24 protein-coding genes and 1 tRNA gene are annotated in these 23358 nt (G+C 70.9%); 6 read left to right on the top strand and 19 right to left on the bottom strand.

The genetic code is table 11. The features are described 5' to 3' along the window. Positions 1-23: 23 nt before the first annotated feature. Positions 24-96, bottom strand: a tRNA-Thr gene (locus ABZ883_RS26270). A 221-nt stretch (positions 97-317) separates the two neighbouring features. Between ABZ883_RS26270 and ugpC the strand changes: the two genes are divergently transcribed. The 3 genes from ugpC to ABZ883_RS26255 all read left to right on the top strand — a co-directional run bounded on the left by ugpC (position 318) and on the right by ABZ883_RS26255 (position 2902). Continuing rightward, on the top strand, positions 318-1436 hold the full coding sequence (gene ugpC, locus ABZ883_RS26265) for a sn-glycerol-3-phosphate ABC transporter ATP-binding protein UgpC (protein WP_360910142.1): 1119 nt from the start codon (positions 318-320) through the stop codon (positions 1434-1436). 281 nt (positions 1437-1717) lie between these two features. Continuing rightward, positions 1718-2134 carry a hypothetical protein gene (locus tag ABZ883_RS26260; protein ID WP_360910140.1) on the top strand — a complete coding sequence of 139 codons (417 nt, stop codon included), beginning with the start codon at positions 1718-1720 and terminating at the stop codon, positions 2132-2134. A 30-nt stretch (positions 2135-2164) separates the two neighbouring features. Beyond that, positions 2165-2902 carry a nucleotidyltransferase family protein gene (locus ABZ883_RS26255; RefSeq protein WP_360910138.1) on the top strand — a complete coding sequence of 246 codons (738 nt, stop codon included), beginning with the start codon at positions 2165-2167 and terminating at the stop codon, positions 2900-2902. An 84-nt stretch (positions 2903-2986) separates the two neighbouring features. Here ABZ883_RS26255 and ABZ883_RS26250 read toward each other — a convergent pair whose 3' ends face one another. From ABZ883_RS26250 to ABZ883_RS26225, 6 genes are all read right to left on the bottom strand, one after another. Then, a complete protein-coding gene (locus ABZ883_RS26250) occupies positions 2987-4600 on the bottom strand; it encodes a DoxX family protein (protein WP_360910136.1) in 1614 nt (537 codons plus the stop codon). 166 nt (positions 4601-4766) lie between these two features. Next, on the bottom strand, positions 4767-5723 hold the full coding sequence (gene rlmB, locus ABZ883_RS26245; protein ID WP_360910134.1) for a 23S rRNA (guanosine(2251)-2'-O)-methyltransferase RlmB: 957 nt from the start codon (positions 5721-5723) through the stop codon (positions 4767-4769). A gap of 89 nt (positions 5724-5812) precedes the next feature. Beyond that, the gene (cysS, locus tag ABZ883_RS26240) at positions 5813-7207 is read right to left on the bottom strand and encodes a cysteine--tRNA ligase (protein ID WP_360910132.1); all 1395 of its coding nucleotides are present in this window, start codon (positions 7205-7207) and stop codon (positions 5813-5815) included. Between the two features lie 100 nt (positions 7208-7307). Next, positions 7308-7805 (bottom strand): 2-C-methyl-D-erythritol 2,4-cyclodiphosphate synthase, encoded by a 498-nt coding sequence (gene ispF, locus ABZ883_RS26235; protein ID WP_360910130.1) that lies wholly within the window; start codon positions 7803-7805, stop codon positions 7308-7310. Next, the gene (ispD, locus tag ABZ883_RS26230; protein WP_360910369.1) at positions 7795-8526 is read right to left on the bottom strand and encodes a 2-C-methyl-D-erythritol 4-phosphate cytidylyltransferase; all 732 of its coding nucleotides are present in this window, start codon (positions 8524-8526) and stop codon (positions 7795-7797) included. The genes ispF and ispD overlap by 11 nt, the downstream gene beginning before the upstream one ends. Positions 8527-8851: 325 nt before the next feature. Further along, positions 8852-9334, bottom strand: coding sequence for a CarD family transcriptional regulator (locus ABZ883_RS26225; RefSeq protein WP_018559600.1), 483 nt, complete (start codon positions 9332-9334; stop codon positions 8852-8854). Positions 9335-9924: 590 nt separating this feature from the next. Between ABZ883_RS26225 and ABZ883_RS26220 the strand changes: the two genes are divergently transcribed. Beyond that, a complete protein-coding gene (locus ABZ883_RS26220; protein ID WP_360910128.1) occupies positions 9925-10539 on the top strand; it encodes a DUF461 domain-containing protein in 615 nt (204 codons plus the stop codon). A gap of 95 nt (positions 10540-10634) precedes the next feature. Here ABZ883_RS26220 and ABZ883_RS26215 read toward each other — a convergent pair whose 3' ends face one another. Then, positions 10635-11315, bottom strand: coding sequence for a response regulator transcription factor (locus ABZ883_RS26215; protein WP_319663536.1), 681 nt, complete (start codon positions 11313-11315; stop codon positions 10635-10637). Further along, positions 11312-12583 carry an ATP-binding protein gene (locus ABZ883_RS26210; RefSeq protein WP_360910126.1) on the bottom strand — a complete coding sequence of 424 codons (1272 nt, stop codon included), beginning with the start codon at positions 12581-12583 and terminating at the stop codon, positions 11312-11314. The genes ABZ883_RS26215 and ABZ883_RS26210 overlap by 4 nt, the downstream gene beginning before the upstream one ends. A 198-nt stretch (positions 12584-12781) precedes the next feature. Here ABZ883_RS26210 and phoU point away from each other — a divergent pair, with 198 nt between their 5' ends. After that, entirely contained in the window at positions 12782-13462 is a 681-nt protein-coding gene (gene phoU / locus ABZ883_RS26205; RefSeq protein WP_360910124.1) for a phosphate signaling complex protein PhoU, read from the top strand. Between the two features lie 382 nt (positions 13463-13844). On the opposite strand, the gene ABZ883_RS26200 is transcribed toward phoU, so the two are convergent. The 7 genes from ABZ883_RS26200 to ABZ883_RS26170 form a co-directional block, all read right to left on the bottom strand. Next, a complete protein-coding gene (locus ABZ883_RS26200; RefSeq protein ID WP_360910122.1) occupies positions 13845-14324 on the bottom strand; it encodes a VOC family protein in 480 nt (159 codons plus the stop codon). Positions 14325-14421: 97 nt separating this feature from the next. Then, complete coding sequence (locus ABZ883_RS26195) at positions 14422-14862, bottom strand: GNAT family N-acetyltransferase (RefSeq protein ID WP_360910120.1); 441 nt, start codon at positions 14860-14862, stop codon at positions 14422-14424. A gap of 32 nt (positions 14863-14894) precedes the next feature. Next, a complete protein-coding gene (locus ABZ883_RS26190) occupies positions 14895-15254 on the bottom strand; it encodes a VOC family protein (protein ID WP_360910118.1) in 360 nt (119 codons plus the stop codon). Positions 15255-15326: 72 nt separating this feature from the next. Then, on the bottom strand, positions 15327-15740 hold the full coding sequence (locus tag ABZ883_RS26185; protein ID WP_360910116.1) for an Imm10 family immunity protein: 414 nt from the start codon (positions 15738-15740) through the stop codon (positions 15327-15329). Positions 15741-15882: 142 nt separating this feature from the next. After that, positions 15883-16266, bottom strand: a complete 384-nt coding sequence (locus ABZ883_RS26180) for a hypothetical protein (protein WP_360910114.1) — start codon at positions 16264-16266, stop codon at positions 15883-15885. After that, complete coding sequence (locus ABZ883_RS26175; RefSeq protein ID WP_360910112.1) at positions 16263-17747, bottom strand: hypothetical protein; 1485 nt, start codon at positions 17745-17747, stop codon at positions 16263-16265. The genes ABZ883_RS26180 and ABZ883_RS26175 overlap by 4 nt, the downstream gene beginning before the upstream one ends. A gap of 590 nt (positions 17748-18337) precedes the next feature. Continuing rightward, positions 18338-19099, bottom strand: coding sequence for a phosphoglyceromutase (locus tag ABZ883_RS26170; RefSeq protein ID WP_360910108.1), 762 nt, complete (start codon positions 19097-19099; stop codon positions 18338-18340). 104 nt (positions 19100-19203) lie between these two features. Between ABZ883_RS26170 and ABZ883_RS26165 the strand changes: the two genes are divergently transcribed. Continuing rightward, positions 19204-20478 (top strand): MFS transporter, encoded by a 1275-nt coding sequence (locus ABZ883_RS26165; protein WP_360910106.1) that lies wholly within the window; start codon positions 19204-19206, stop codon positions 20476-20478. 28 nt (positions 20479-20506) lie between these two features. Here ABZ883_RS26165 and ABZ883_RS26160 read toward each other — a convergent pair whose 3' ends face one another. The 3 genes from ABZ883_RS26160 to mshA all read right to left on the bottom strand — a co-directional run bounded on the left by ABZ883_RS26160 (position 20507) and on the right by mshA (position 23114). Next, entirely contained in the window at positions 20507-21169 is a 663-nt protein-coding gene (locus ABZ883_RS26160; RefSeq protein ID WP_360910104.1) for a hypothetical protein, read from the bottom strand. An 84-nt stretch (positions 21170-21253) separates the two neighbouring features. Beyond that, complete coding sequence (locus tag ABZ883_RS26155; RefSeq protein WP_360910102.1) at positions 21254-21760, bottom strand: YbjN domain-containing protein; 507 nt, start codon at positions 21758-21760, stop codon at positions 21254-21256. Next, positions 21753-23114, bottom strand: coding sequence for a D-inositol-3-phosphate glycosyltransferase (mshA, locus tag ABZ883_RS26150; RefSeq protein ID WP_360910100.1), 1362 nt, complete (start codon positions 23112-23114; stop codon positions 21753-21755). The genes ABZ883_RS26155 and mshA overlap by 8 nt, the downstream gene beginning before the upstream one ends. Between the last annotated feature and the right edge of the window lie 244 nt (positions 23115-23358).

Genomic DNA, 23358 nt, shown 5'->3' with positions numbered 1-23358 from the left:
GACCCTGAGCTGGGCCTTAGTTGAGCCGCCTGTCGGGTTCGAACCGACGACCTTCGCTTTACAAGAGCGGTGCTCTACCAGCTGAGCTAAGGCGGCACGGCGCCCCCGCGCCCGCCGTGGTGACCGGTGGGTGGGGTCAGGGAGAAGTGTACCCAGGCGGCGAGGGGGGAGGGTCGGGGAATTGGGAGGCGGGAGGGTGCTGACAAAGCCGGGCGCGGGGGGTAGCGTCACGGAAAGTCCACAGTACGTGGACTAGACCTCATCTCCTTTACTCGGATCGTCCGGCACGTTCCTGCCGGTGAAGGGACCAGTGCACCATGGCCACTGTCACTTTTGACAAGGCGACCCGGATCTACCCCGGGTCCGAGCGCCCCGCTGTCGACGCGCTGCAGATCGACATCGCAGACGGCGAATTCCTCGTCCTCGTCGGCCCCTCGGGCTGCGGCAAGTCGACCTCGCTGCGCATGCTGGCCGGCCTGGAGGACGTCAACGACGGCGCCATCCGGATCGGCGACCGGGACGTCACCCACCTGCCGCCCAAGGACCGGGACATCGCCATGGTGTTCCAGAACTACGCGCTGTACCCGCACATGACCGTCGCGGACAACATGGGCTTCGCCCTGAAGATCGCCGGCGTCAACAAGGCGGACATCCGCAAGCGGGTCGAAGAGGCCGCCAAGATCCTGGACCTCACCGAGTACCTGGGCCGCAAGCCCAAGGCGCTCTCGGGCGGTCAGCGCCAGCGTGTGGCGATGGGCCGCGCGATCGTGCGTGAGCCGCAGGTCTTCCTCATGGACGAGCCGCTGTCCAACCTGGACGCCAAGCTGCGTGTCCAGACCCGTACGCAGATCGCCTCGCTGCAGCGCCGCCTGGGCACCACCACGGTCTACGTCACCCACGACCAGACCGAGGCCATGACCATGGGCGACCGCGTCGCGGTCCTCAAGGACGGTCTGCTCCAGCAGGTCGACACCCCGCGTCACATGTACGACCGGCCGGCCAACCTCTTCGTCGCGGGCTTCATCGGCTCCCCGGCGATGAACCTGGTCGAGGTGCCGATCCACGACGGCGGCGTGAAGTTCGGCAACTCCGTGGTGCCGGTCGAGCGCGACGCGCTGCAGGCCGCCGCCGACAAGGGCGACCGCACGGTCACCGTCGGCGTCCGCCCGGAGCACTTCGACATCGTCGACGGCGACAGCTCGGCACTCTCGAAGGACGAGCCGGCCGGTCTGGCCGTCACGGTGAACGTCGTCGAGGAGCTGGGCGCGGACGGTTTCGTCTACGGCTCGGCCCAGGTCGGCGACGAGCACAAGGACGTGGTCATCCGCGTCGGCGGTCGCAGCGTGCCCGAGAAGGGCTCCGTTCTCCGCGTCGTGCCGCGCGCCGGCGAGACGCACGTCTTCTCCACCTCCACCGGTGAGCGCCTCAGCGACTGAGGCGACGCGCACGTCCGGCGCACCTGACGCGCCTGACGCGCGAGCGGTACGCACCGTGGCCCGGCCCCCGCGCAAGGGGGGCCGGGCCACGGCCGTTTCCCGCTCGCTCCGGCCCCCGTTCCCACCCGTCGCAGGTGCCCCGGAAGAGCACACCATTTGCGGGCACACACCCGCGTTTCGAGCATGTTCGTCAATGCCTCCGTAGTCGATCAAGAGGCATTCATCACTCGTCAGAGTGGCTAAATGTCGCCAAATCATTACTCCTCGCTACCATCACTGCCGTGAACCAGGTAGCCCGCCGTATCGGCAAGTCACTCGCCCTCGTCCTCCCGGTCGTCCTCGTACTGTCCGGCACCCTCGCGGTCACCCGTGTCCCGTGGGCCACTTCGGCCTCCGAGGCGCAGATCCTCACCGCCTCGCACGACAAGGAGGCCGTCTCGGCCGGCCGGTCGGCCCCGCAGGAGGTGCTGCGCCGCAAGCTCCTGTCGGAGCTCCAGGCGAAGAACCCGGGTGTCGCCCTCACCTCGCTGCAGCGCGAGATGGCGGCCCGCCCGTCGCTGGCCCAGTACTGCGGCTCGCTCGCCAAGTCGCTGGGACGTGCCGCGGTGGCCAAGTACGGCTCCGTGCAGCGCGCGCAGTCCTGGTCGCGGCCGGTCTGCGACACCGCCTTCGCCACGGGCGTCGCCTCCGTCGGATGACCCGACGCCCCGGTCCCGTAGGGTGCGTGCATGACCGGCGCGCCCACGACCTCCCAGGTGGTGACCCAGGCCGTCCTCCTCGCCGGAGGACAGGGCTCCCGCCTGCGCCCGTACACCGACACCCGTCCGAAGCCGATGATCGAGATCCCGGGGACCGGGACACCGATCATCGGCCATCAACTCGCCTGGCTGGCCGCCGAGGGCGTCACCGACGCCGTGATCTCGTGCGGCCACCTCGCTGAGGTCCTCCAGGACTGGCTCGCCGGCGCGGCGGCCGATCTGCCGCTGCGCATCACGACCGTGGTCGAGCGCGAGCCCCTCGGGCGCGGTGGCGCCCTGAAGTTCGCCGCCGCCTCCCTCCCGCGCCCCGACGAGGCCTGGTACGCCACGAACGGCGACATCTGGACCCGGTTCTCGCTGCGCGAGATGGCCGACTTCCACGTCGAGCGCGCCGCGGCCGCCACCCTCGCCCTCGCCCGCCCCCGCATTCCGTGGGGCGCCGTGGAGACCGACGAGTTCGGCCACGTCCTGGACTTCGTCGAGTCGCCGCCCTCGCCCTTCCTCATCAACGCGGGCGTGTACGTCTTCTCCCCCGGCTTCACGGCGCTGCTGCCGGACCGCGGGGACCACGAGCGCACGACCTTCCCCCAACTCGCCCGGGAACGGCGGCTGGCGGGCTTCTCGCTGCCCCAGGGCGCCTACTGGCGGGCCATCGACACCGAGAAGGACCTCACCGAGGCCGCCAAGGAGCTCGCCTCCCGGCCCTGAGAGCGCCCCGCACAACGACGAGGCGGCCGGAGGAGCAGCGTTGCTCCTGCGGCCGCCTCGTGGGCGTTCAGGCCGTTGTGCGGCCTATGCCACCTTTCCTGCCCCCGCGGGGTGCGCCGGGGCGCCGAGCAGCCAGCCGGAGGTCTCCCCGCTGCCGAGCAGGCCGCCCAGGGCGCCGCCGCTGTCGGAGGAACCGCCGCCGCTGCCACCGCCGCTGCTCGAACCTCCGCCGGTGGAGGTCGGCGGGTTGCTGGGCTGGGTCGGCCGCGGCTGGGTCGACGGGGTGGAGTGCGTCGGGCTGCTGCCGCTGCCGCCGCCCGCCGAGCCCGTGCCGGTCGACCCGGAGGTGGTGCGGCTGACTGTCGGCGCCGACGAAGGAGCGCTCGGCGTGGAGGGCGAACTCGACGGCGAGGGCGAGGCCTTGCCGGGCCGCGAGGCCGAGGGGGCCGCGGACGGCTTGGCCGAGCCCTCACCGGGCACCTCGGGCAGCGGGGAGCCGTTGAGGTTGTTGGTCGGCACGTCGGTCGGGCCGGGCAGCCGGGACTGCGGCGACGCCGACCGTACGGCGGTGCCCAGCGTGGCACCGACCACCAGCGCGACGCCGACCAGCACCGTGGCGAGCATCGCGCCGCGCCGCAGCACGCGGCGCCGCAGCTCCCACAGCGGGGCCCGCGGGCCGAGCCGGCGCCAGGCCTCGGAGGCCAGCCGCCCGTCGGCCGAGTAGACCGGCGCGCCCGCGATGACCAGCGGGCTCCAGGCGGCGAGGTAGACGATGTCGGGCGCGTCGTACGCCGGGACGGTCCGCCAGCTCACCGTGACCAGCAGCGCGGCCGACAGCAGGGCGCCGATCGACGCCGCGAACCGCTGCCAGAGCCCGAAGACCGTCAGCACACCCGCGATGACCTGGAGGAAGGCCACCGTCAGCCCGGCCCCGATGGGGTGTGCGAGCGCGAGGTCGCGCAGCGGTTCCGCGGCCGCCCACGGGTGCAGCGAGTCGAGCCAGGTGACCATCGAGCCGCGCTTGCCGCCGTCGAAGTAGACGGGGTCGCAGAGCTTGCCCATGCCGGCGTAGATGGAGATGAAGCCCAGGAAGATCCGGAGCGGCAGCAGCACGATGCCGAGGTTCATCCGGCGGCCGGGGTAGTAGGCGTGCCGGATCGGCTCGCCCCGGTCGGCGCGGTGCGTGCGGCCGGGGCCCTGGTCGTAGCCCTCGTCGTAGCCCTGGTCGTCGTCCGGGCCGAACTCCGCGTCGTCGTCGAGGTCGTAGTGCCCCGGGTACGCGAACTCGCCGGAGTCCTCGGAGTCGTCGCGGTCGTCGAAGGCGCCGCGCGCGGGGCGCAGGCCGCCGAGCATCTCGTCGGGCGCCTGGGGGCGGCGGGGCGCGCCGACGAGGGGCTGCGGGTGCTCCTCGATCCGCGGCAGCACCTGGGTCGTGGCGCCGGCGTCGAGGCTGTCGGAGTTGCTCTGCCTCACGGCGGAGAGCAGTTGCGTGGCGGCCGCGTCGCCGGGACGGCTGCGCCCGGACCACACCAGCGGCGCGCCGCGGCGCTGCGCGGCGGCGGAGGGACGTACGGACGTGGGAATGACCGGGACGCGCGCGGTCCTCGCCATCGCACGCGCGGACGACGCGCCGAGCTGCACGCGGAAGCTCGCGTGATTGACGATGACCTGGGCCGGGTCGGACGCGATCCTGTGCATGGTGAGCACGGGCTCGTCGGGTGCCGCGGCCCGTCCCCCCGGAGGAGTGCGGGGTGTTCTGGTGTCCACACTCATCTAACCGAGTGACACCCGATAAGGACACTGTGTGACGGGCCTCTTCTGTCCGAGGCCCGTCAACCAGCGGTTTTGTCCCGCATCGGAACGGTCAGGCCCTGCGGCGCGCCGCCTCGTAGAGCACGATGCCCGCCGCGACACCCGCGTTCAGCGACTCCGCGCCACCGGGCATCGGGATGCGCACCCGCACGTCGCAGGTCTCGCCCACCAGCCGCGACAGCCCCTTGCCCTCGGACCCGGCGACGATGACGACCGGGCCGGAGAGCAGCTCCAGTTCGTGCAGCTCGACCTCCCCGTCGGCGGCCAGGCCCACGACCGTCAGCCCGGCCTTCTGGTACGCCTCCAGGGTGCGGGTCAGATTGGTCGCGCGGGCGACCGAGACCCGGGCGGCGGTGCCGGCCGAGGTCTTCCAGGCGCCGGCGGTCATACCGGCGGCGCGGCGCTCGGGGACGACGACACCGTGCCCGCCGAAGGCGGCCACGGAACGCACGACCGCACCGAGGTTGCGCGGGTCGGTGACCCCGTCCAGCGCCACGATCAGCGGGTCCTCGCCCGCGTCGAAGGCCTCGGCCGCCAGGTCCTCGGGGTGCGCGTACTCGTACGGCGGGATCTGCAGCACCAGGCCCTGGTGGTTCAGGCCGTTGGTGATGCGGTCCAGCTCCGGGCGGGGCGCCTCCATCAGCGGGACGCCGCGCTCGGTGGCGAGCTTGACGGCCTCACGCACCCGCTCGTCGTTGTCGATGAACTGCTGGACGTAGACCGCCGTGGCCGGGATGTCGGCGCGCAGCGCCTCGACCACCGGGTTGCGCCCCGCGACCAGTTCGGAGGTGGACTTCGCGCCGCGCCCCGAGGGACGGCGCGACTGCGCGGAGGCGGCGCGCTTCACCTTCGCGTTGGCGGCACGCTGTTTGGCGTGCCCCTTGCGCGCCTCGGCGGGCGGCGTGGGGCCCTTGCCCTCCAGGCCCCTGCGCCGCTGCCCGCCGCTGCCGACCGTCGCGCCCTTCTTGTTGGCGGTACGGCGGTTCCTGCGCTGGCTGTTGCCGGCCATGGGTCACCTGTTTCCTGCTCCACAGCCGCGTACGGCTGCTCCTGCGTGAACGTACGTATCAATGATGGCCCGGGGACCGGGCACGGCGCCTACCGCGAGCCGAGCGACCAGCGCGGGCCGGAGGGCGTGTCCTCGATCTCCAGACCGGACTGCTGGAGCTGGTCGCGGATGGCGTCGGCGGTCGCGTAGTCCTTGCGGTCCCGCGCTCCCTGCCGCTGCTCCAGCACCAGGCGGACCAGGGAGTCCACGACCCCGTGCAGGTCCTCGCTGCGCTCGCCGCCGGACCAGTGCTCGTCGAGCGGGTCCAGACCGAGAACGCCCAGCATCGCACGGACCTCGGCGAGGCGGGCGACCGCGGTCTCCTTGTCGTCCGCGGTCAGTGCCGAGTTGCCCTGGCGGACGGTGGTGTGGACGATCGCCAGCGCCTGGGGCACGCCCAGGTCGTCGTCCATCGCCTCGGCGAACGCCGGGGGCACCTCGGCGGCCGGCTCCACGGGGCCCGCCATCTCCACCACGCGCTGCACGAAGCCCTCGATCCGCGCGAACGCCGACTCGGCCTCGCGCAGCGACTCCTCGCTGTACTCGATCATCGAGCGGTAGTGCGGGGTGCCGAGGTAGTAGCGCAGCACGATGGGCCGCCAGCGCTTGGTCATCTCGCTCACGAGCACCGAGTTGCCGAGCGACTTGCTCATCTTCTCGCCGCTCATGGTGACCCAGGCGTTGTGCACCCAGTAGGCCGCGAAGTCGTCGCCGTACGCCTGGGACTGGGCGATCTCGTTCTCGTGGTGCGGGAAGATCAGGTCGATGCCGCCGCCGTGGATGTCGAAGGCGCGCCCGAGGTACTTGTGGGCCATCGCGGAGCACTCCAGGTGCCAGCCGGGACGGCCGCGGCCCCACGGCGTCTCCCAGGACGGCTCGCCGGGCTTGACGGCCTTCCACATCGCGAAGTCGCGCGGGTCCCGCTTGCCGGTCTCGCCCTCGCCCTCGGGCTGGCGCAGGTTGTCCAGTTCCTGGTTGGACAGCCCGAGGTAGCCGGGGAAGGAGCGCACGTCGAAGTAGACGTTGCCCTCGGCGGCGTAGGCGTGGCCGCGCTCGATGAGGCCGCGCATCATCTCGATCATCTCGGGGATGTGCCCGGTGGCGCGCGGCTCGTACGTGGGCGGCAGGCAGCCGAGCGCGTCGTAACCGGCGTTGAACGCCCGCTCGTTGTCGTAACCGATCGCCCACCAGGGGCGGTTCTCCACGGCCGACTTGGTGATGATCTTGTCGTCGATGTCCGTGACGTTCCGGACGAACGTCACGTCGTAGCCGCGGTGCGCGAACCACCGCCGCATGATGTCGAAGTTGAGCCCCGACCGGATGTGGCCGATGTGCGGGGCGGCCTGCACGGTCGCGCCGCACAGGTAGATCGAGACGCAGCCCGGCGTGAGCGGGGTGAAGTCACGGACCTGGCGCGCGTTGGTGTCGTACAGGCGAATAGTCACGCATCAAGGGTAGTGGCCCGGGGCCCCTCGGGTGGACGGCCCGGCACCGGCTTCACGGGGTTGTGACACCGGGCGTCACCCGTACGTGTGCCGCGCCGTGCTACACGCGGTAGACCAGCGCGGTGGCGACCGCGGCCAGTCCCTCGCCGCGGCCGGTGAAGCCGAGGCCGTCGGTGGTGGCCCCCGACACCGACACCGGCGCGCCCGCCGCGCGGGACAGGATCGCCTCGGCCTCGGCGCGGCGCTTGCCGACCTTGGGCCGCGGGCCGATCACCTGGACGGCGACATTGCCGATGCCGAAGCCGGCCTCGCGGACGATCCGGGCCGCCTCCGTGAGCAAGGTCACACCCGAGGCTCCCGACCACTGCGGGCGCCCGGTGCCGAAGTGCGCACCGAGGTCGCCGAGGCCCGCGGCGGAGAAGAGCGCGTTGCACGCGGCGTGGGCGACGACGTCGGCGTCGGAGTGGCCCGCCAGCCCGTCGCCCTCGCCCTCCCACAGCAGTCCGGCGACCCACAGTTCGCGGCCCGCCTCGAAGGCGTGGATATCGGTGCCGATGCCGACCTGGGGGATCAGCCCGGGAACCCGGTCAGTACTCATCGGACGCCCTCCGCCGTGCCAGAACCGCCTCGGCGAGCACCAGGTCCAGCGGGCGCGTGACCTTGAACGCCTCTTCGTGCCCGGGGACGACCTGCACCGGGACGCCGAGGCGCTCGACCATGGAGGCGTCGTCCGTGACCTCGCCGGTGACCGTGGCGTGCGCCTTGGCCAGCGTGAGGCGGTCGAAGCCCTGCGGGGTCTGCACGGCACGCAGCAGCGCGCGCTCGGGGGTGCCGACGACGACACCGGTGGCGGGATCGATCTGCTTGACCGTGTCGGCGAGCGGCAGCCCCGGCACCACGGCCGCGGCACCCTCGCGGACGGCGGCGGCCACGGCCTCGACCATGTCGACCGGCACCAGCGGACGGGCCGCGTCGTGCACCAGCACGACCTCGACCTCGTCCGGGAGGGCGGCCAGCCCCAGCCGTACGGATTCCTGCCGGGTGTCGCCGCCGGCGACGATCCTTATGTCCGTGGCCTCGGGCAGCCCGTGGCTGTCCAGCAGCGCCCTGACCTCGGCGACGCCGTCCGGGGGCGCCACGACGACGACCAGCGACACCGCGCGGGCCCGGGTCATGGCACGCACGGCGTGCACGAGGATCGGGACGCCGCCCAGGGTGCGCAATGCCTTGGGTGCACCGGGGCCGAGCCGGACTCCGCGTCCGGCGGCGGGAATGACTGCGGCGGTAGTCAGGTTTGTGTCCTTGGCCGAAATGGGTATCGCCTCAACGTGCCGGGCACGAAGCCCCTGTCGGACCCTTCCGTGACACCGACAGGGCCAACTGCCCGGGCCCGGCACTCAGTATGCAGGGGGAGTCGACGCACGAGCGAACGCTGAGGAACGCAGGACGCGCCGCGCGGTGTCCGTACCGGGCCCGCGCGCGGCACGGGGGAACCATCCCGCACCCCGTTTCACGGGTCACCCGGCCCTGCAGGCGTGCCGTCCCACCGGACGGCCGGCCCTCAGGCGACGGGACCTCGAAGGGCCTTCGGGTACGCCACAGCGCCCGGCGTACGGGACGCGCCGGGCACCGCAGTCGTCCGCGTCAGGACGCGAGAACCTCGTCGAGCAGGGTCTCGGCCTTGTCCTCGTTGGTGTTCTCCGCGAGCGCGAGCTCACTCACCAGGATCTGACGGGCCTTGGCGAGCATGCGCTTCTCACCGGCCGACAGTCCCCGCTCCCGCTCGCGCCGCCACAGGTCGCGCACGACTTCCGCGACCTTGATGACGTCGCCGGAGGCGAGCTTCTCCAGATTTGCCTTGTAGCGGCGGGACCAGTTGGTCGGCTCCTCGGTGTACGGTGCCCGGAGCACCTCGAAGACCCGGTCCAGCCCTTCCTGACCGACCACGTCGCGCACGCCGACGAACTCCGCATTGTCCGCGGGCACGCGTACCGTCAAGTCGCCCTGGGCGACCTTGAGCACCAAGTAGGTCTTGTCCACGCCTTTGATCTGGCGAGTTTCGATGGCCTCGATCAGCGCGGCCCCGTGATGGGGATAGACCACGGTGTCGCCAACCTTGAACGTCATGTGACAGGTACCCCTTCCGTGGCTATCCAGGGTAACACGGAAACGGCCGGTTCTGAATGGCGTTTTCGCAGGTCAGGGCATATCTCGGGGCTTGACAAGGGCGCCCGGGACGTGCTGCGGAAGGCGGGCGGAGGGCGGTATTCGCAGGTCGGAGCGGGTATCAGGGGAGGCCGAAACACGCCTGTCACACCACACACAGACCCCGATCATGGGACGTAACATCCTGGTTTGTCCCTCCCTTGCGGGGGGTCCGGCGCTACTCCGTTCGGCCGCCACGGAGTGCGGTGATCCATTTTTGCGCCCCGCCGGATTTCGGTCCGGGGGATCAACGGTAAATCGATCATGCCGGGACGGCGGGAATCGTTCGGCGTAATGCCGGAATGGATTCCGCGGGAGTACGGCCGGTCGGGCCGGCGGGGCACTCACGGGCCCGCGGGGGCACCCGGGAGGGTGAGGCGGCCCCGCGGAAGGGTGGCCGGGTGCAGGCCTGGGAGGCGGGCTCGGTAACCTGAGCGCGCACTTGGTAAGTCGTCAGTCCCGTACGTCCGTACACCTGTACTCCGTACCCTGCCCTAGGAGATGCCGCCGCCGTGAGCCTCCCCCAACCTCCGGCCGGGGGCGCCCCCTGGCTTCGACGTGGCGCCCTCGCCGGCGTCCTCGCGCTGTCGCTGGTCCCGCTCACCGCCTGCGCCGCCGGCAACCACGCCGACACGCTGCAGATCCGGCCCGACCACGCGGCCACCAGCGTGGGCGAGATCAAGATCCAGAACGCCGTCGTGCTGACCCAGGCCACCGGGTCGACCGGCTCGTCCGCGATCTCCGCCAAGGTGTTCAACACCGGGAAGGACGAGCAGACCCTCGAGTCCGTGACCGTCGGCGACCAGCAGGCACAACTGTCCGGCCCGATCACGGTCCCCGGCCACGGCTCCGTCCTGATCGGCGGCGACGGCAACCCGTCCGCCACCATCGCGGGCGGCACGGAGAGCAAGAACAACGGCGACTTCCAGAAGGTCGTCTTCGACTTCAGCAAGACCGGCGAGGTCAGCCTGCAGACCCTCGCGCTGCCGGCGACGGGCTACTACGCCTCGTTCGGACCCTCCGAGGCCGCCGCGAGCCCCACCGGGACCGCCGGCGCCACCGGGAAGCCCTCCGGCAGCCCGTCCTCCGGCGTCAGCGAGTCCCCCACGGGGACCTCGACGCCGTGACCCCCTGACAGCGCGAAGGGGCCCCGGGAGCATGTGCTCCCGGGGCCCCTTCCGCATGCGGTGCGGACGTCCGCGCGGTACGGCGTCCCCGCGGTTTACGGCTCGAACTTGTAGCCGAGGCCGCGCACCGTCACCAGGTAGCGCGGCGCGCCCGGGTCCGGCTCGATCTTCGCGCGCAGGCGCTTGACGTGGACGTCGAGGGTCTTGGTGTCACCGACGTAGTCGGCGCCCCAGACCCGGTCGATCAGCTGCATGCGCGTCAGCACGCGGCCCGCGTTGCGCAGCAGCATCTCCAGGAGGTCGAACTCCTTGAGCGGCAGGTCGACCTTGCCGCCGCCGACGGTGACGACATGGCGGTCGACGTCCATGCGGACCGGGCCGGCCTCCAGCGCGGAGGGGGAGATCTCCTCCGGCTCGCCGCGGCGGCGCAGGACGGCGCGGATCCGCGCCACCAGCTCGCGGGACGAGAAGGGCTTGGTGACGTAGTCGTCGGCTCCTATCTCGAGGCCGACAACCTTGTCGATCTCACTGTCCTTGGCGGTCACCATGATCACCGGGACATTGGACTTCAGCCGCAGCTGGCGGCAGACCTCGGTGCCGGGCAGACCCGGCAGCATCAGGTCGAGCAGGACCAGGTCGGCGCCGTTGCGCTCGAACTCGTCCAGCGCGTCGGGGCCGGTCGCCGAGATGGCGACCTCGAAGCCCTCCTTGCGGAGCATGTACGACAGGGCATCACTGAAGGACTCTTCGTCCTCGACGACGAGTACTCGGGTCACGGGAGGACCTCCGGAGCGGGGATGTGATCAGGGAACGTCTCGTAGAGAGCGGAGGAGGTTGCGGAGTCCTCCGACGGCACGGCGGCGGCGGAGCGGTCCCGGGACTCCCGGGATGTCGCGGCCTCCGGCAGCCGTAGGGTGAAGGTGGAGCCCTGGCCTTCAGCGCTCCACACCGTGACCTCCCCGCCGTGCGAGGCGGCCACGTGCTTGACAATGGACAGACCGAGCCCGGTGCCGCCGGTCGCGCGCGAACGCGCCGGGTCCACCCGGTAGAACCGCTCGAAGACGCGGTCCCGGTCCTTTTCTGAGAGGCCGATTCCCTGGTCGGTCACGGAGATCTCGATCAGGTCCCCGCCGGAGGCGGGGATCCGGCGGCCCGCGATGCCCACGCGGGTGCGGGCCGGGCTGTAGTTGACCGCGTTCTCGACAAGGTTGCCGAGCGCGGCCGCCAGCTGGCTGCGGTTGCCCCAGATGAACAGGTCGGGGGCGCCACCGGTGGCCATGGTGATCTGCTTGGCGTTGGCGGGGTGCCGGCAGCGGTCCACCGCCTCGGCCACGAGGTCGTCGACGGCCACGGACTCCGCGTCGTCGAGGGGGTTGTCGTCCTGCACCCGGGAGAGGTCGATGATCTCCTGGACCAGGCTGGTCAGCCGGGCGGCCTCGATCTGCATCCGGCCCGCGAAGCGCTGCACCGCCTCCGGCTCGTCGCTGGCGTCCATCACCGCTTCGGAGAGCAGCGACAGCGCGCCGACCGGCGTCTTCAGCTCATGGCTGACGTTCGCGACGAAGTCGCGGCGCACCGCCTCGATCCGCCGGGCCTCGGTGAGGTCCTCGACGAGCAGCAGCACCAGGCGCGAGCCCAGCGGTGCCACCCGCGCGGACACCGCGAGGCCTTCCCCCCGTCCGGCACCGCGGCGTGGCAGGTCCAGTTCCACCTGCCGTATTTCGCCGTCCCGCCGGGTCTCACGGGCCATCTGCAGCATCTGGTCGACGGCGAGCCTGCCGCCCCGGACCAGCCCCAGCGCGTAAGCCGCCGAGCTGGCCTTGACCACCGTGTCGCCCTCGTCGAGGACGACGGCCGACGAGCGCAGCACGGACAGCACCGTGTCCACGCCCGGCGGAAGTACGGCTGCGGCGTCCTGCCGCAGGGATGTGCGCGTGGGGCGGGCCTGTTCCCGCTCGCTCCAGCGGAACGCGAGCACAGCGATCACACCGGTGCAAAGACCGGCGATCGCACTGGCTGCGGCAACTGCCGCGTTCACGTCCATACACCCAGGTTAGGCGGACGGAATGAGTGACCTACAGCGGTCGGAGCTTCTTCTCGAACGTGCGTTGCCAAGAGTTCACCGTGGTGTCAGGGTCGATTCATTCCCGGGGCTCGAGCGATACGCGTGCGGGGGCGAGCGTGGCGGCGTGCCGGCGTGGAGGACAATCCTCTGTGTTTGATCGGGAACGGAAGGAACGCGATGCGCGACGCATACCACGAGGAACTCGACTCGATCGGTGACGGCCTGGTCGAGATGGCACGGCTGGCCGGCTCGGCGATCGGCCGGGCGACCACGGCGTTGCTCGACGCCGACCTCAAGCTGGCGGAGAGCGTGATCGCCGCCGACGAGAAGATAGACGACCTGCAGCGCGAGCTGGAGAACCGCGCGATCACGCTGCTCGCCCGCCAGCAGCCGGTCGCCACCGACCTGCGGATCGTCGTCACGTCGCTGCGCATGAGCGCCGACCTGGAGCGCTCCGGCGACCTGGCGCGGCATGTGGCGAAGCTCGCACGCCTGCGCTTCCCGGAGAGCGCGGTCCCCAGCGACCTGCACAGCACCATCCTGGAGATGGGCCAGCTGGCACAGCGCCTGATGGCCAAGGCCGCCGAGGTCATCGTCACCAAGGACGTCGACGAGGCGCTCCAGCTGGAGCAGGACGACGACCGCATGGACGAGCTGCACCGCACCCTCTTCCAGCACCTGCTGGACGACCGCTGGTCGCACGGCATAGAGACCGCGGTCGACGTGACCCTGGTCGGCCGCTACTACGAGCGCTTCGCGGACCACGCGGTCTCGGTGGCCAAGCGCGTGGTCTACCTCGTCACGGGCGAGCACCCCGACGAGCTCACCCCGCCGCCCATCCCGATGCCGGCGGACTAGCTGGGCCCGCAGCGCGGTCGGGGCATGTGCCGGAAGCGCCGAAACGCTTCCGCGCGCCGTTGATGCGCCTGTGGGAGACGCCCTTCACTGGTGGGAGGCATGCACGTCGCCGTTCACCGGACCAGGAGGGTACCGATGCCCGAATCCCCCACAACGTCCACCGCCCGCGACCAGTCGTCCGCGGAGGGAACCCCGCACTCCCCCGGTGTCCGCGAGCTGCCGCTTCTCGGAGCGTGCGGCTGCGGCGCGGGCTGCGGGTGCGGCTGCCAGTCCGGAGCGCCCTGCCGCTGCGGCGGGTGCAGCTGCTGACCCCACCCGTGGGTACTCCCCGTGGCCGAGGGCCCGTCCGGTCGTCCCGGACGGGCCCTCGGCGTATCCGCGCTCACTCCCCGGCGTACGCCCGCCGCAGCGCCGCGAGGTCCATCTTCTTCATGGACAGCATCGCCTCGGTCGCCCTGCGGGCCTTCTCCGGGTCCGGGTCGGCGATCATGCCCAGCAGCTCCTGAGGGAAGACCTGCCAGGAGACCCCGAACCGGTCCTTCAGCCACCCGCAGGGGCCCTCCTCGCCGCCCTCGGTGAGCGTGTCCCAGTAGTGGTCCACCTCCGCCTGGTCGGCGCAGCGGATCTGGAACGAGATCGCCTCGTCGAAGGTGAACTGCGGCCCGCCGTTGAGCGCGACGAACTTCTGGCCGTTGGCCGTGAACTCCACCGCCAGCACCGAGCCCGCGGGGCCGGGCCCCGCCTCGTTGTAGCGGCCGATCGTGCCGATCGCGGAATTCCTGAAGACCGAGACGTAGTAGTTCGCCGCCTCCTCGGCCTGCCCGTCGAACCACAGGCACGTGGTGAAACCCTCGGTGGTCATCGGTACCTCCCTGGCGCGGAGCGCGCGTGAGCACTGTCACACCTACCGACCGCCCGTACCGCGCGAACTCATCGGTCGCGTGCCCGCCGCGTGCGGGTCAGGGCAGCCGCAGCGTCACGAACGGAATCGTGTCCCCCGGCAGCACGTACCGCTCGACCTCCACGAAACCGTGCCGCTCGGCGAAGCGCAGCCCGGCCTCGTTCGAGGCCAGCACCACCGTCTCGACCACCCCGGCACCCATCCCCCGCGCCGCGCCCAGGCCCCGTTCGTACAGCTGCGCCCCGAAGCCGCGCCCGCGGTGCGCGGGCAGCACCCGCGCGATCACCGTGGCCGTGGCCTCGTCCCCCTCCGGGGGCCGCACCGTCGTGCACCCCACGGCGTCGTCCCCGAGGTATGCCACCTCCAGGTGGTTGCGGCCGGCCCGCTCCCGCACGTCGTCCAGGGACAGCACGGCGGTCGGGATGATCTCGTTGTGCACGCGCTGCCAGTCCCTGAGCGCGTCGTCGCCGTGCGGCTGCTCGATCCGAAGCTGAGGCATCCCGGCAGCAAACCGGCGCCCCGCCCCGGGCGTCAACCGCTTTGCGGCCGGCTGCCGAGGATGCAGAACTCGTTGCCCTCGGGGTCCGCCATGACCACCCACGACTGGTCGCCCTGGCCGATGTCGACCCGCTTCGCGCCGTGCGCCTCCAGCCGCGCCACCTCGGCGGCCTGGTCGTCCGGCCGGAAGTCGAGGTGCAGCCGGCTCTTGGCCTGCTTGGCCTCCGCGAGCCGGACGAAGTCCAGCCCCGGCGTGCGGTCCGCCGTCGGGCGGATCTCGAACTCGTCGTCGGAGGAGTGCACCACGACCCACCCGAGGGCCTCGGCCCACCACTGCCCGAGCGCCACGGGGTCCACGGAGTGGACGATTACCTGTTCCCATTCCAAGGTCATTTGCCGAGTCTAGGCAGTCACGGCGCCGAGGCGGGCCCAAATGCGCGTGCCGCGGCGCTTGTTGGCCGCCTCCTAAAGGGAGACCACCGGCGGACGGGCATCGGGCCGCCCGTAGGCCAGGACGCGCGCGAGGACGCCGAGCATGCGGGCCACGTCCGCGGCCGGCGCACGCAGGACGGCTTCGACGATCGGGCCGTCCAGTGCGAGCGCGTCCACGGACTCGGGGTCCAGCGTGATCCGCAGGACGTCCCCGTCCAGTTCGGCCCGGCGTACACACCCGTACGCGGTGTTCTGGTCGGGCGTGACGACGCAGTGCGAGTCGAAGCCGAGCCGCACGTCCTGTTCGTCGGGCTCGTCGAAGCGGCACATGAACGTGAGCGAGAAGTCCTCCTCCTCGTCGGACTCGGCCAACCCTGCGATCAAGGTGCCGTCCTGCTCGGGATCGTCGAGCCCGCAGACGATGCGTGCTTCGAATCTGAACGTCATACGCGCGTTCTACCAGCACCCGCCGACACCGGCCGTGGCTCCGGCGGTCTCGTGCCGGCCCAGCGCCAAGCCCCCTCCCCGCGAAGGATCCGCAGGCAGGGGGCTTGACCGGTCGGGGTTTCTTCTTCTCGCGCCCCGGATGTCAGGCGAAGGTGGCTATCAGGGAGAGCGCTGAGGTCAAGAGAGATACGAGTCCGGGTACACCATCGCATTTGGTGAGGATCTGTCCCAGCATTTCGCTGGCCAGGGAGCGGCCGCCCGAATCGTCGAGGCGTTGCTGCGCGGTGATGTCTAGGAGGACAACACACTGCTGGTAGTCGTTGACTCGGCCTTGCTCGACAGCCAGTTGCTGTCGAATGCGGTCCAGCAGGGTGGTGAATTCCTTCAGCTGATCCGGTCCTGGTTGGGTGTTGGTCTGGCCCTGGCGGGAGTTGGTGGCACCAGGCTGGTTTTGGACATTTCCCATGGCCCCATAGTTCACGACGCCGGAGTTGTCGCCCGAGGGTTGATTGTTCCTGCGGATCACGCTATTCCTCCTACCGTTGGGGGCCGTGCGTTCATCTGGGAGCCGACGGCTCCGGGTTGGTTCTGCACCGATCCCATTTCGCCGTAGTTGATCACGCCGGAGTTCTGGAGAATGACCGTGGTCTGCTCTCGATAGGTGCCGATGTCGACGTTGTGATCGACGAGAAATTGATCGACCGAATCGAAGATGCGTCGTTGCATCATTTCGATGTAGCGGCGAGCGTCGTCGTACTGGAGCATGTCGTCCATGTACCGCGTGGAGTATGCCTCGCGCAGGCTCACAGGCCCCTTCCGCTTGTCGAGTTCGGGGTGCCGGCGCTCCTTACCAGGATTGAACAGCCGCGCGAGCAGCAGCACCACGTCTACTGCCGAGGCGAACCAGGCGCGGCGATGCCAGGACCAGCCGGACCTAGCAGCCTCGCCGTCGGCGGCACGCAGCGTGGGGTGGAGAGGGTTGATCACGTGGGGCCGGATCGTGACCCGCAGGTAGTTGTTCTCATAAGCGAAGCCAACGAAGACCGAAGCCACCAGTTCACCATCCCAGGAAATGACCCGGGCGCACAGGAACCGGCGGGCCACCTTAGGAGTACGTCCCGCACCGACAGCCACGGGCCCGTGTTCGGCCAGGACGTGCAGTGACGTCCATTGTTCCGAATTGATGTCTTTCCAACGCTCTGCTGAGATCGCGGCGACGCCGTACGCTTCAAGCCGGTTGTCCGGGTGGAAGTTTGGATCGGGCGCGTTACCGCGCTTGAGCCAACGTATGACATGGGTGAGCAGGTCGTCCGGCGTGAAGTGCTTGACACGGACCGACTCTGGCTCAGTCGGGGTGAAGAGGTCTTCTAATCGGGGACTCAGGATGGCGGAGCCAGATGTACCGTCTCTCTTGGGCCTTGGCTGAGCAGGCAGGACATCGATGCCGATCTGGGCCTCGTACCAGACCTTTCCCGCTCCGACAAAATGGTATCTGGGGCCGCCTGTACGGATTTCGGTGACATACGGAACGACCGTACCGAATTTCAGCTTTCGGACTGCTTCCAGAGCGCGACGGCTCTTCCGGGTGAGGCCGCGCGCCTGGACGCCCCTTGCAATAGGGTCTCCGCCCATCCCCACCAGGCGGCGATGGGCGAGGAGCCGATCGAGGTAGAAGGCAGCCCAATAGCCTGCAATCGCCACGGCTGGCGCCATCTCGGGACCTGCGGTGAACAGGCAGGCGAAGCCCGCCAGCAGGGCAATGGCCATGACGGCCCGCCGCAGATACAGCAGATGCTCGGCGGCGGCGCAGCGCTCAATGACCGGAGTGAGTTCGAATCCGAAGGACGGAACAGGGTGACCGGTAGCGACGCGGTCACGCACCCAGCGAACAAAGTCGGGTCCGATGAGTACCTTCGGCTGCGGTTTCTCGGGTATCTCATCCGCGCCAGCGTCCTTGTCCGCCTCCCGCTTCTTGTCCAGCCGCTCCTTGACGAAGACGGGCGTCACACTCCTTTTGAACCTGGTCCACTCCTTCTTTCGCCATGTACGGAACTCCGCAGGCGAGTCAGGCCGCAAGTACGCCGCCGCACCCAGTAGCCGTGTCGTTTCCGTCTGCTGCGACGCCTGGGCGTATGTGCTGTCGACGCCACCCAGCGGTATTGCGGGCGCGTTGATCAACGGAGTACCGATGACTGATGAGCTGTCCGCGTCTTTGCCGAGCTCCCTGCCTAACCCCATGCCTTGTGCTCCCCCCGGTTTCCGCGCCCCCCTCGGCCGCTGGGTGGCCCATGCTCCCGCGCGGGCCAGGTTCTGACTACACCACCAACCACAACAAAACCGGCAAGATCGGAAGGATTATTGGCGCCAGTACCACGCTCCAGGGGGCGAAGGTCGACGGCGGCACTGCTGCGCACTCTCAGCTCGGCAACGCGCGATCCCCGCCCTACGCAATCCGGGAGGTCAACCATTGAGGCGGCAGCCGGAACCCCCTCTCCGGACGGCCCGGCCAGACGACTCCGGCCCACGGACGGCCCCGGGGCAGCAACAAGCCCCCTCCCCGCGGAGGATCCGCAGGTAGGGGGCTTGACCGGTCGGGGTTACTTCTTCTTGCCCTGGTTCTTCACGGCCTCGATCGCCGCCGCGGCCGCCTCGGGGTCGAGGTAGCGGCCGCCCGGGGTGACGGGGCGGAAGTCGGCGTCGAGCTCGTAGGCGAGCGGGATGCCGGTGGGGATGTTCAGGCCCGCGATGTCGGCGTCGGAGATGCCGTCGAGGTGCTTCACGAGGGCGCGCAGGCTGTTGCCGTGGGCGGCGACGAGCACGGTGCGGCCGGCGAGGAGGTCCGGGACGATGCCGTCGTACCAGTACGGCAGCATGCGCTGGACGACGTCCTTGAGGCACTCCGTGCGCGGGCGCAGCTCCGGGGGGATGGAGGCGTAGCGCGCGTCGTCGGCCTGCGAGAACTCGCTGTCATCGGCGATCGGCGGCGGCGGGGTGTCGTAGGAGCGGCGCCAGAGCATGAACTGCTCCTCGCCGAACTCGGCGAGGGTCTGCGCCTTGTCCTTGCCCTGGAGGGCGCCGTAGTGGCGCTCGTTGAGGCGCCAGCTGCGGTGGACGGGGATCCAGTGCCGGTCGGCGGCCTCGAGGGCCAGCTGCGCGGTGCGGATCGCGCGCTTCTGGAGGGAGGTGTGGACGACGTCGGGGAGCAGACCGGCGTCCTGCAGCAGCTCGCCGCCCCGGACCGCCTCCTTCTCGCCCTTCTCGTTGAGGTTGACGTCAACCCATCCGGTGAAGAGGTTCTTCGCGTTCCATTCGCTCTCGCCGTGGCGGAGGAGGATCAGCTTGTACGGAGCATCAGCCATGCCTGGAGTCTAGGAGAAAACCCCTTGGCCCCCCGCGGAGGGCACCGGTAAGCTGCGCAAGCCACCTTGGCCTATTACGCCCACCACCGCGAGGAGTCGCCGCCGTGCCCGCTGTCGTACGAGCCGTACGGGAGACCGTGTCGGGGCTTCCCCGGGCCTTCTGGTGGCTGTGGACCAGCACGCTGATCAACCGGCTCGGCGCCTTCGTGGTGACCTTCCTGGCGCTCTACCTGACCTTGGACCGCGGCTACTCCGCGACCTACGCGGGCCTGGTGGCCTCGCTGTACGGCCTGGGCGGCGCCGTCGGCGCGGTCGTCGGCGGCGTGCTGACCGACCGGGTCGGGCGGCGGTCGACGATGCTGCTGGCGCAGCTCGGCGCCGCGGCGGGCACAGCAGCGCTGGCGTACGTCAACGGGCAGGTGGCGATCGCGGCCGTGGCGACCGTGCTCGGCGTGGCGAGCAGCGCCTCGCGGCCCGCGGTGCAGGCGATGATGGCCGACATGGTGCCCGCGAAGGACCGCGTGCGGGCCTTCTCCCTCAACTACTGGGCGATCAACATCGGCTTCGGCGTGTCCTCCGCGGCGGCCGGGCTCATCGCGTCGCAGGGCTACTTCTGGCTGTTCCTCGGCGGCGCCGTGATGACACTGCTGTGCGCCCTGGTGATCTGGGCGAAGGTCCCGGAGACCATGCCCGCCAGCGGTGACGACACCGCCTCGGTCGCCGCCGCCGGGACGTCGCGCGTCGGCCTCGGCATCGTGCTGCGCGACCGGCGCTTCATGGCGTTCGTCGCGCTGACGTTCCTGCTCGGCACGGTCACCCAGCAGGGCTCGACCACGCTGTCGGTCGACATGGGCCGCCAGGGCTTCAGCGCGGGCCAGTACGGCCTGGTGATCGGCCTCAACGGGCTGCTGATCGTGCTGCTGCAGATCCCGCTGACCCGCATGGTCGAGGGCCGCAGCCGGGCGGCGCTGCTCACCGCGGGCACCGTGCTGATGGGCTGGGGCTTCGGGCTCACCGCCTTCGCCGGGTCGGTGGCCTTCTACGCCTTCACCGTGGCGGTGTGGACGATCGGCGAGATCCTGCACGCGCCCGCCTCGATGTCGCTGGTCGCCGACCTCTCCCCGACGCACGCCCGCGGCCGCTACCAGGGCATGTACTCCATCGCCTGGCCGGCCGCGGCCTTCGCCGGACCGCTGCTGGGCGGCGTGGCGCTGGACCGCTGGGGCGGCGGCGTGGCATGGGGGGCGTGCGCGGTGGTCGGCACGGTGGCGGGCGCCGGGTACTGGCTGCTGCTGCGGGAGCGCACGCAGCAGCCCGAGCCCGTCGGCGCGGTGGCGCCGGCCCTGGACCGCGTGCCGGGACCGACGGCCGACCACTAGCCCGGGCCGGCCAGGTGCCTGCGCGGCTCTACCGTTCGGCGGCGCCGCCCTCACCGTCGACCTCGTGGATCCGCTCCTGAAGCCGTTCGCCGGCCCAGTCCAGCCCGACGCCCAGGTCGAACCAGTGCCGGTCCTTGCGTGCTTCGGGCTGTGCGAGGTTCACCGCCGCCCAGGAGAACACTCCCAGGAGGACGGAGCGCCCGTGCTGCGTCGCGCGCACGGACAGCGCGAAGGGCACGGCGAGTGCCGCGCGGGTGACCAGGATGCGGCCTTCGTCCTCGGGATGCCGACGTCCGGCCGTGAGGAACCGGGGCTTCTCCAGGATCTTGACCCACTCGACCACCGCGTCCGCCGCCTGGGAACGCAGCGACTCCTCGATGCCCTTCCGGACGACCGCCGCGGGATCGTCGCCGAGCCAGCCGATCCAGTGATCAGGGTCGGTGAGTTCGCCGAAGTCGTCCTGCGGCATGCCGTGACGGGGATTCTTCCGGTACTCACCCGTCAGTTTCCCGTTGCCGTCCACCAGCCACGCGCCGCGGATCGCTTCGGGAGGGACGTAGCCGTCAGGGTCGTCGATGTACGTCGTGTCGATCTCGGAGACGCTGCCACCGGGATTCTCGGCAGCCGCGGCCAGGAGCGCCGGCTCGTCCGGTATGCCCTCGCGCCGGCCTCGCAAGCCGAAACGCCCCACGTTCCCACCCCCGCCGTTGCCCGCTCCGTCGACCGTGATTGTGCCGCACCGCTCAGGACCGCGTGAAAGGGGTGTGTCACACCCTCAGGAGTCGGCCTTGCCGGTGAGGTGGGCGAAGGCCTCCAGGTTGCGCGTCGACTCCCCGCGTGCGGTCCGCCACGCGTACTCCTTGCGGATCGCCGTCGCGAAGCCCAGCTCCAGAAGGGTGTTGAAGCTGCCGTCCGCGTGCTCCACGACCGCGCCGAGCAGCCGGTCGATCTCCTCGGGGACGGCCGCGACGAGCGGCAGCCGGCCCGCGAGATAGACGTCGCCGAGCCCGTCGATGGCGTAACTCACCCCGTACATGCGGGCGTTGCGCTCCAGCAGCCAGCGGTAGAACGCCTCGTGGTTCTCGTCGGGGCGGCGCACGACGAAGGCGTTGACGGAGAGGGTGTGCCGGCCGACGGCCAGGGCGACGGTGGTGGACAGCTTGCGCGTGCCGGGCAGTTTGACGACGTACTCACCGGACGCGCCGGTCTCCCAGTCGAGTTCGGCCTCCCTCAGTGCCTGCTCGACCGCCGACCGTGCCGCCGCCTGCTCCCGCTCACCCATGCGGCGATCGTAGGCGACGCCGCCGTTCGGCCATCGCACCCGCGTAGACCTCGGCGGTCCTCCCGGCCGCCGCGCCCCAGCCGAAGCACTCGGCGTGGCGCGCCGCGGCCTCGCCCATCGAGTCGACGAGGTGCGGGTGGTCGACGAAGCGGCGCAGCGCGCGGGCGTAGTCGCCCGGTTCGTGGCCGGGCACGAGGAAGCCGGTCTCCTCGTCCTTCACGGCGACCGGCAGGCCGCCGACCCGCGCCGCCACCACCGGCGTGCCGCAGGCCTGCGCCTCGATGGCGACCAGTCCGAACGATTCGCTGTACGAGGGCATGACCAGCACCGACGCGGCCCGGTACCAGTCGGCGAGCCGGTCCTGGCCGACCGGCGGCTGGAACCGTACGAGGTCGGAGATGCCGAGCCGGGCCGCCAGCTTGTGCAGCCGCTCCGGCTTCGCCAGACCGCTGCCGCTCGGGCCGCCGACGACCGGGACCACCAGCCGCTCGCGCAGCGACGGGTCCTCGCCGAGCAGGATCGCCACCGCCCGCAGCAGGACGTCCGGCGCCTTGAGCGGCTGTATCCGCCCGGCGAACAGCGGGATCAGCGCGTCCTGCGGCAGTCCCAGCCGGGCCCGCGCGGCGGCCCGCCCGCCGGAGCCGCCGAGCGGGTCGGGGCGGAAGCGGTCCAGGTTGACGCCGGGGTGGACGACGGCGACCTTGCCGGGATCGGCGTCGTAGTGCCGGACGAGTTCGCGGGACTCCTCGGCGGTGTTGGCGATGAGCCGGTCGGCCGCGGTGACGATCTGCGTCTCGCCGATGACCCGGGCCGCGGGCTCGGGCGTGTCGCCCTCGGCCAGGCAGGCGTTCTTGACCTTCGCCATCGTGTGCATCGCGTGCACCAGGGGCACGCCCCAGCGCTCGGCGGCGAGCCAGCCGACGTGCCCGGACAGCCAGTAGTGGGAGTGCACGAGGTCGTAGTGGCCCTGGCGGTGGCTGGCCTCGGCCTGCATCACGCCGTGCGTGAAGGCGCACAGCTGGGCCGGCAGGTCCTCCTTGGCCAGGCCCTCGTAGGGACCGGCGTCGACATGCCGGACCAGGACGCCCGGGGCGAGCTCCACGCAGGGCGGCAGCGCGGCCGTGGTGGCCCGGGTGAAGATCTCCACCTCGATGCCGGAGCCCTCGGCGAGCCGCTTGGCCAGCTCCACGATGTAGACGTTCATCCCGCCCGCGTCGCCGGTGCCCGGCTGGTGGAGCGGAGACGTGTGCACGCTGAGCATCGCCACGCGCCGCGGACGGCGCCCGCCGACGCCGTGCCTGCGCAGCCGGCGGGTCGCACCACCGCCCAGGACCCTCGCCACGTACTGGCTCACGTCGCCGTGCCTCCTTGTTGTCCACAGGGCGGGCCGCCGCTCGCGCGCGGTCCGGCCCCGAACCTGTACAACCGGTCAGTAGCCGAGATCCATTTCCGCTTTGCCAAAGCGTGACACTGGCGGCCGGCCCGGCACGGCACGAGCGCACCGCCCGCCCCGGGAACCCCTCCAGAGCCGCTGCCCGGCCTGAGCCGTCGCACGCGTCCGCGCCGTCGGGGGCTCACCGGGGCTCGCATAGGCTCGG

This window comes from Streptomyces sp. NPDC046977 (assembly GCF_040644455.1).
Classification (GTDB): Bacteria; Actinomycetota; Actinomycetes; order Streptomycetales; family Streptomycetaceae; genus Actinacidiphila.
Note: the sequence above shows the minus strand (reverse complement) of the source record. Positions and strands in the feature narration are given on the sequence as shown.

Bases quoted from the DNA above. Each gene is read 5' to 3' on its own strand.
- ugpC (WP_360910142.1), top strand. From the start codon at position 318: ATGGCCACTGTCACTTTTGACAAGGCGACCCGGATCTACCCCGGGTCC.
- ABZ883_RS26200 (WP_360910122.1), bottom strand. From the start codon at position 14,324: ATGACCACCGAGGGTTTCACCACGTGCCTGTGGTTCGACGGGCAGGCC.
- phoU (WP_360910124.1), top strand. From the start codon at position 12,782: ATGCGCGACGCATACCACGAGGAACTCGACTCGATCGGTGACGGCCTG.
- ispF (WP_360910130.1), bottom strand. From the start codon at position 7,805: ATGAGTACTGACCGGGTTCCCGGGCTGATCCCCCAGGTCGGCATCGGC.
- ABZ883_RS26185 (WP_360910116.1), bottom strand. From the start codon at position 15,740: ATGACGTTCAGATTCGAAGCACGCATCGTCTGCGGGCTCGACGATCCC.
- ABZ883_RS26190 (WP_360910118.1), bottom strand. From the start codon at position 15,254: ATGACCTTGGAATGGGAACAGGTAATCGTCCACTCCGTGGACCCCGTG.
- ABZ883_RS26155 (WP_360910102.1), bottom strand. From the start codon at position 21,760: ATGGGTGAGCGGGAGCAGGCGGCGGCACGGTCGGCGGTCGAGCAGGCA.
- ABZ883_RS26225 (WP_018559600.1), bottom strand. From the start codon at position 9,334: ATGACGTTCAAGGTTGGCGACACCGTGGTCTATCCCCATCACGGGGCC.
- ABZ883_RS26195 (WP_360910120.1), bottom strand. From the start codon at position 14,862: ATGCCTCAGCTTCGGATCGAGCAGCCGCACGGCGACGACGCGCTCAGG.
- ABZ883_RS26210 (WP_360910126.1), bottom strand. From the start codon at position 12,583: ATGGACGTGAACGCGGCAGTTGCCGCAGCCAGTGCGATCGCCGGTCTT.
- ABZ883_RS26255 (WP_360910138.1), top strand. From the start codon at position 2,165: ATGACCGGCGCGCCCACGACCTCCCAGGTGGTGACCCAGGCCGTCCTC.
- ABZ883_RS26170 (WP_360910108.1), bottom strand. From the start codon at position 19,099: ATGGCTGATGCTCCGTACAAGCTGATCCTCCTCCGCCACGGCGAGAGC.
- rlmB (WP_360910134.1), bottom strand. From the start codon at position 5,723: ATGGCCGGCAACAGCCAGCGCAGGAACCGCCGTACCGCCAACAAGAAG.
- ABZ883_RS26250 (WP_360910136.1), bottom strand. From the start codon at position 4,600: ATGCACAGGATCGCGTCCGACCCGGCCCAGGTCATCGTCAATCACGCG.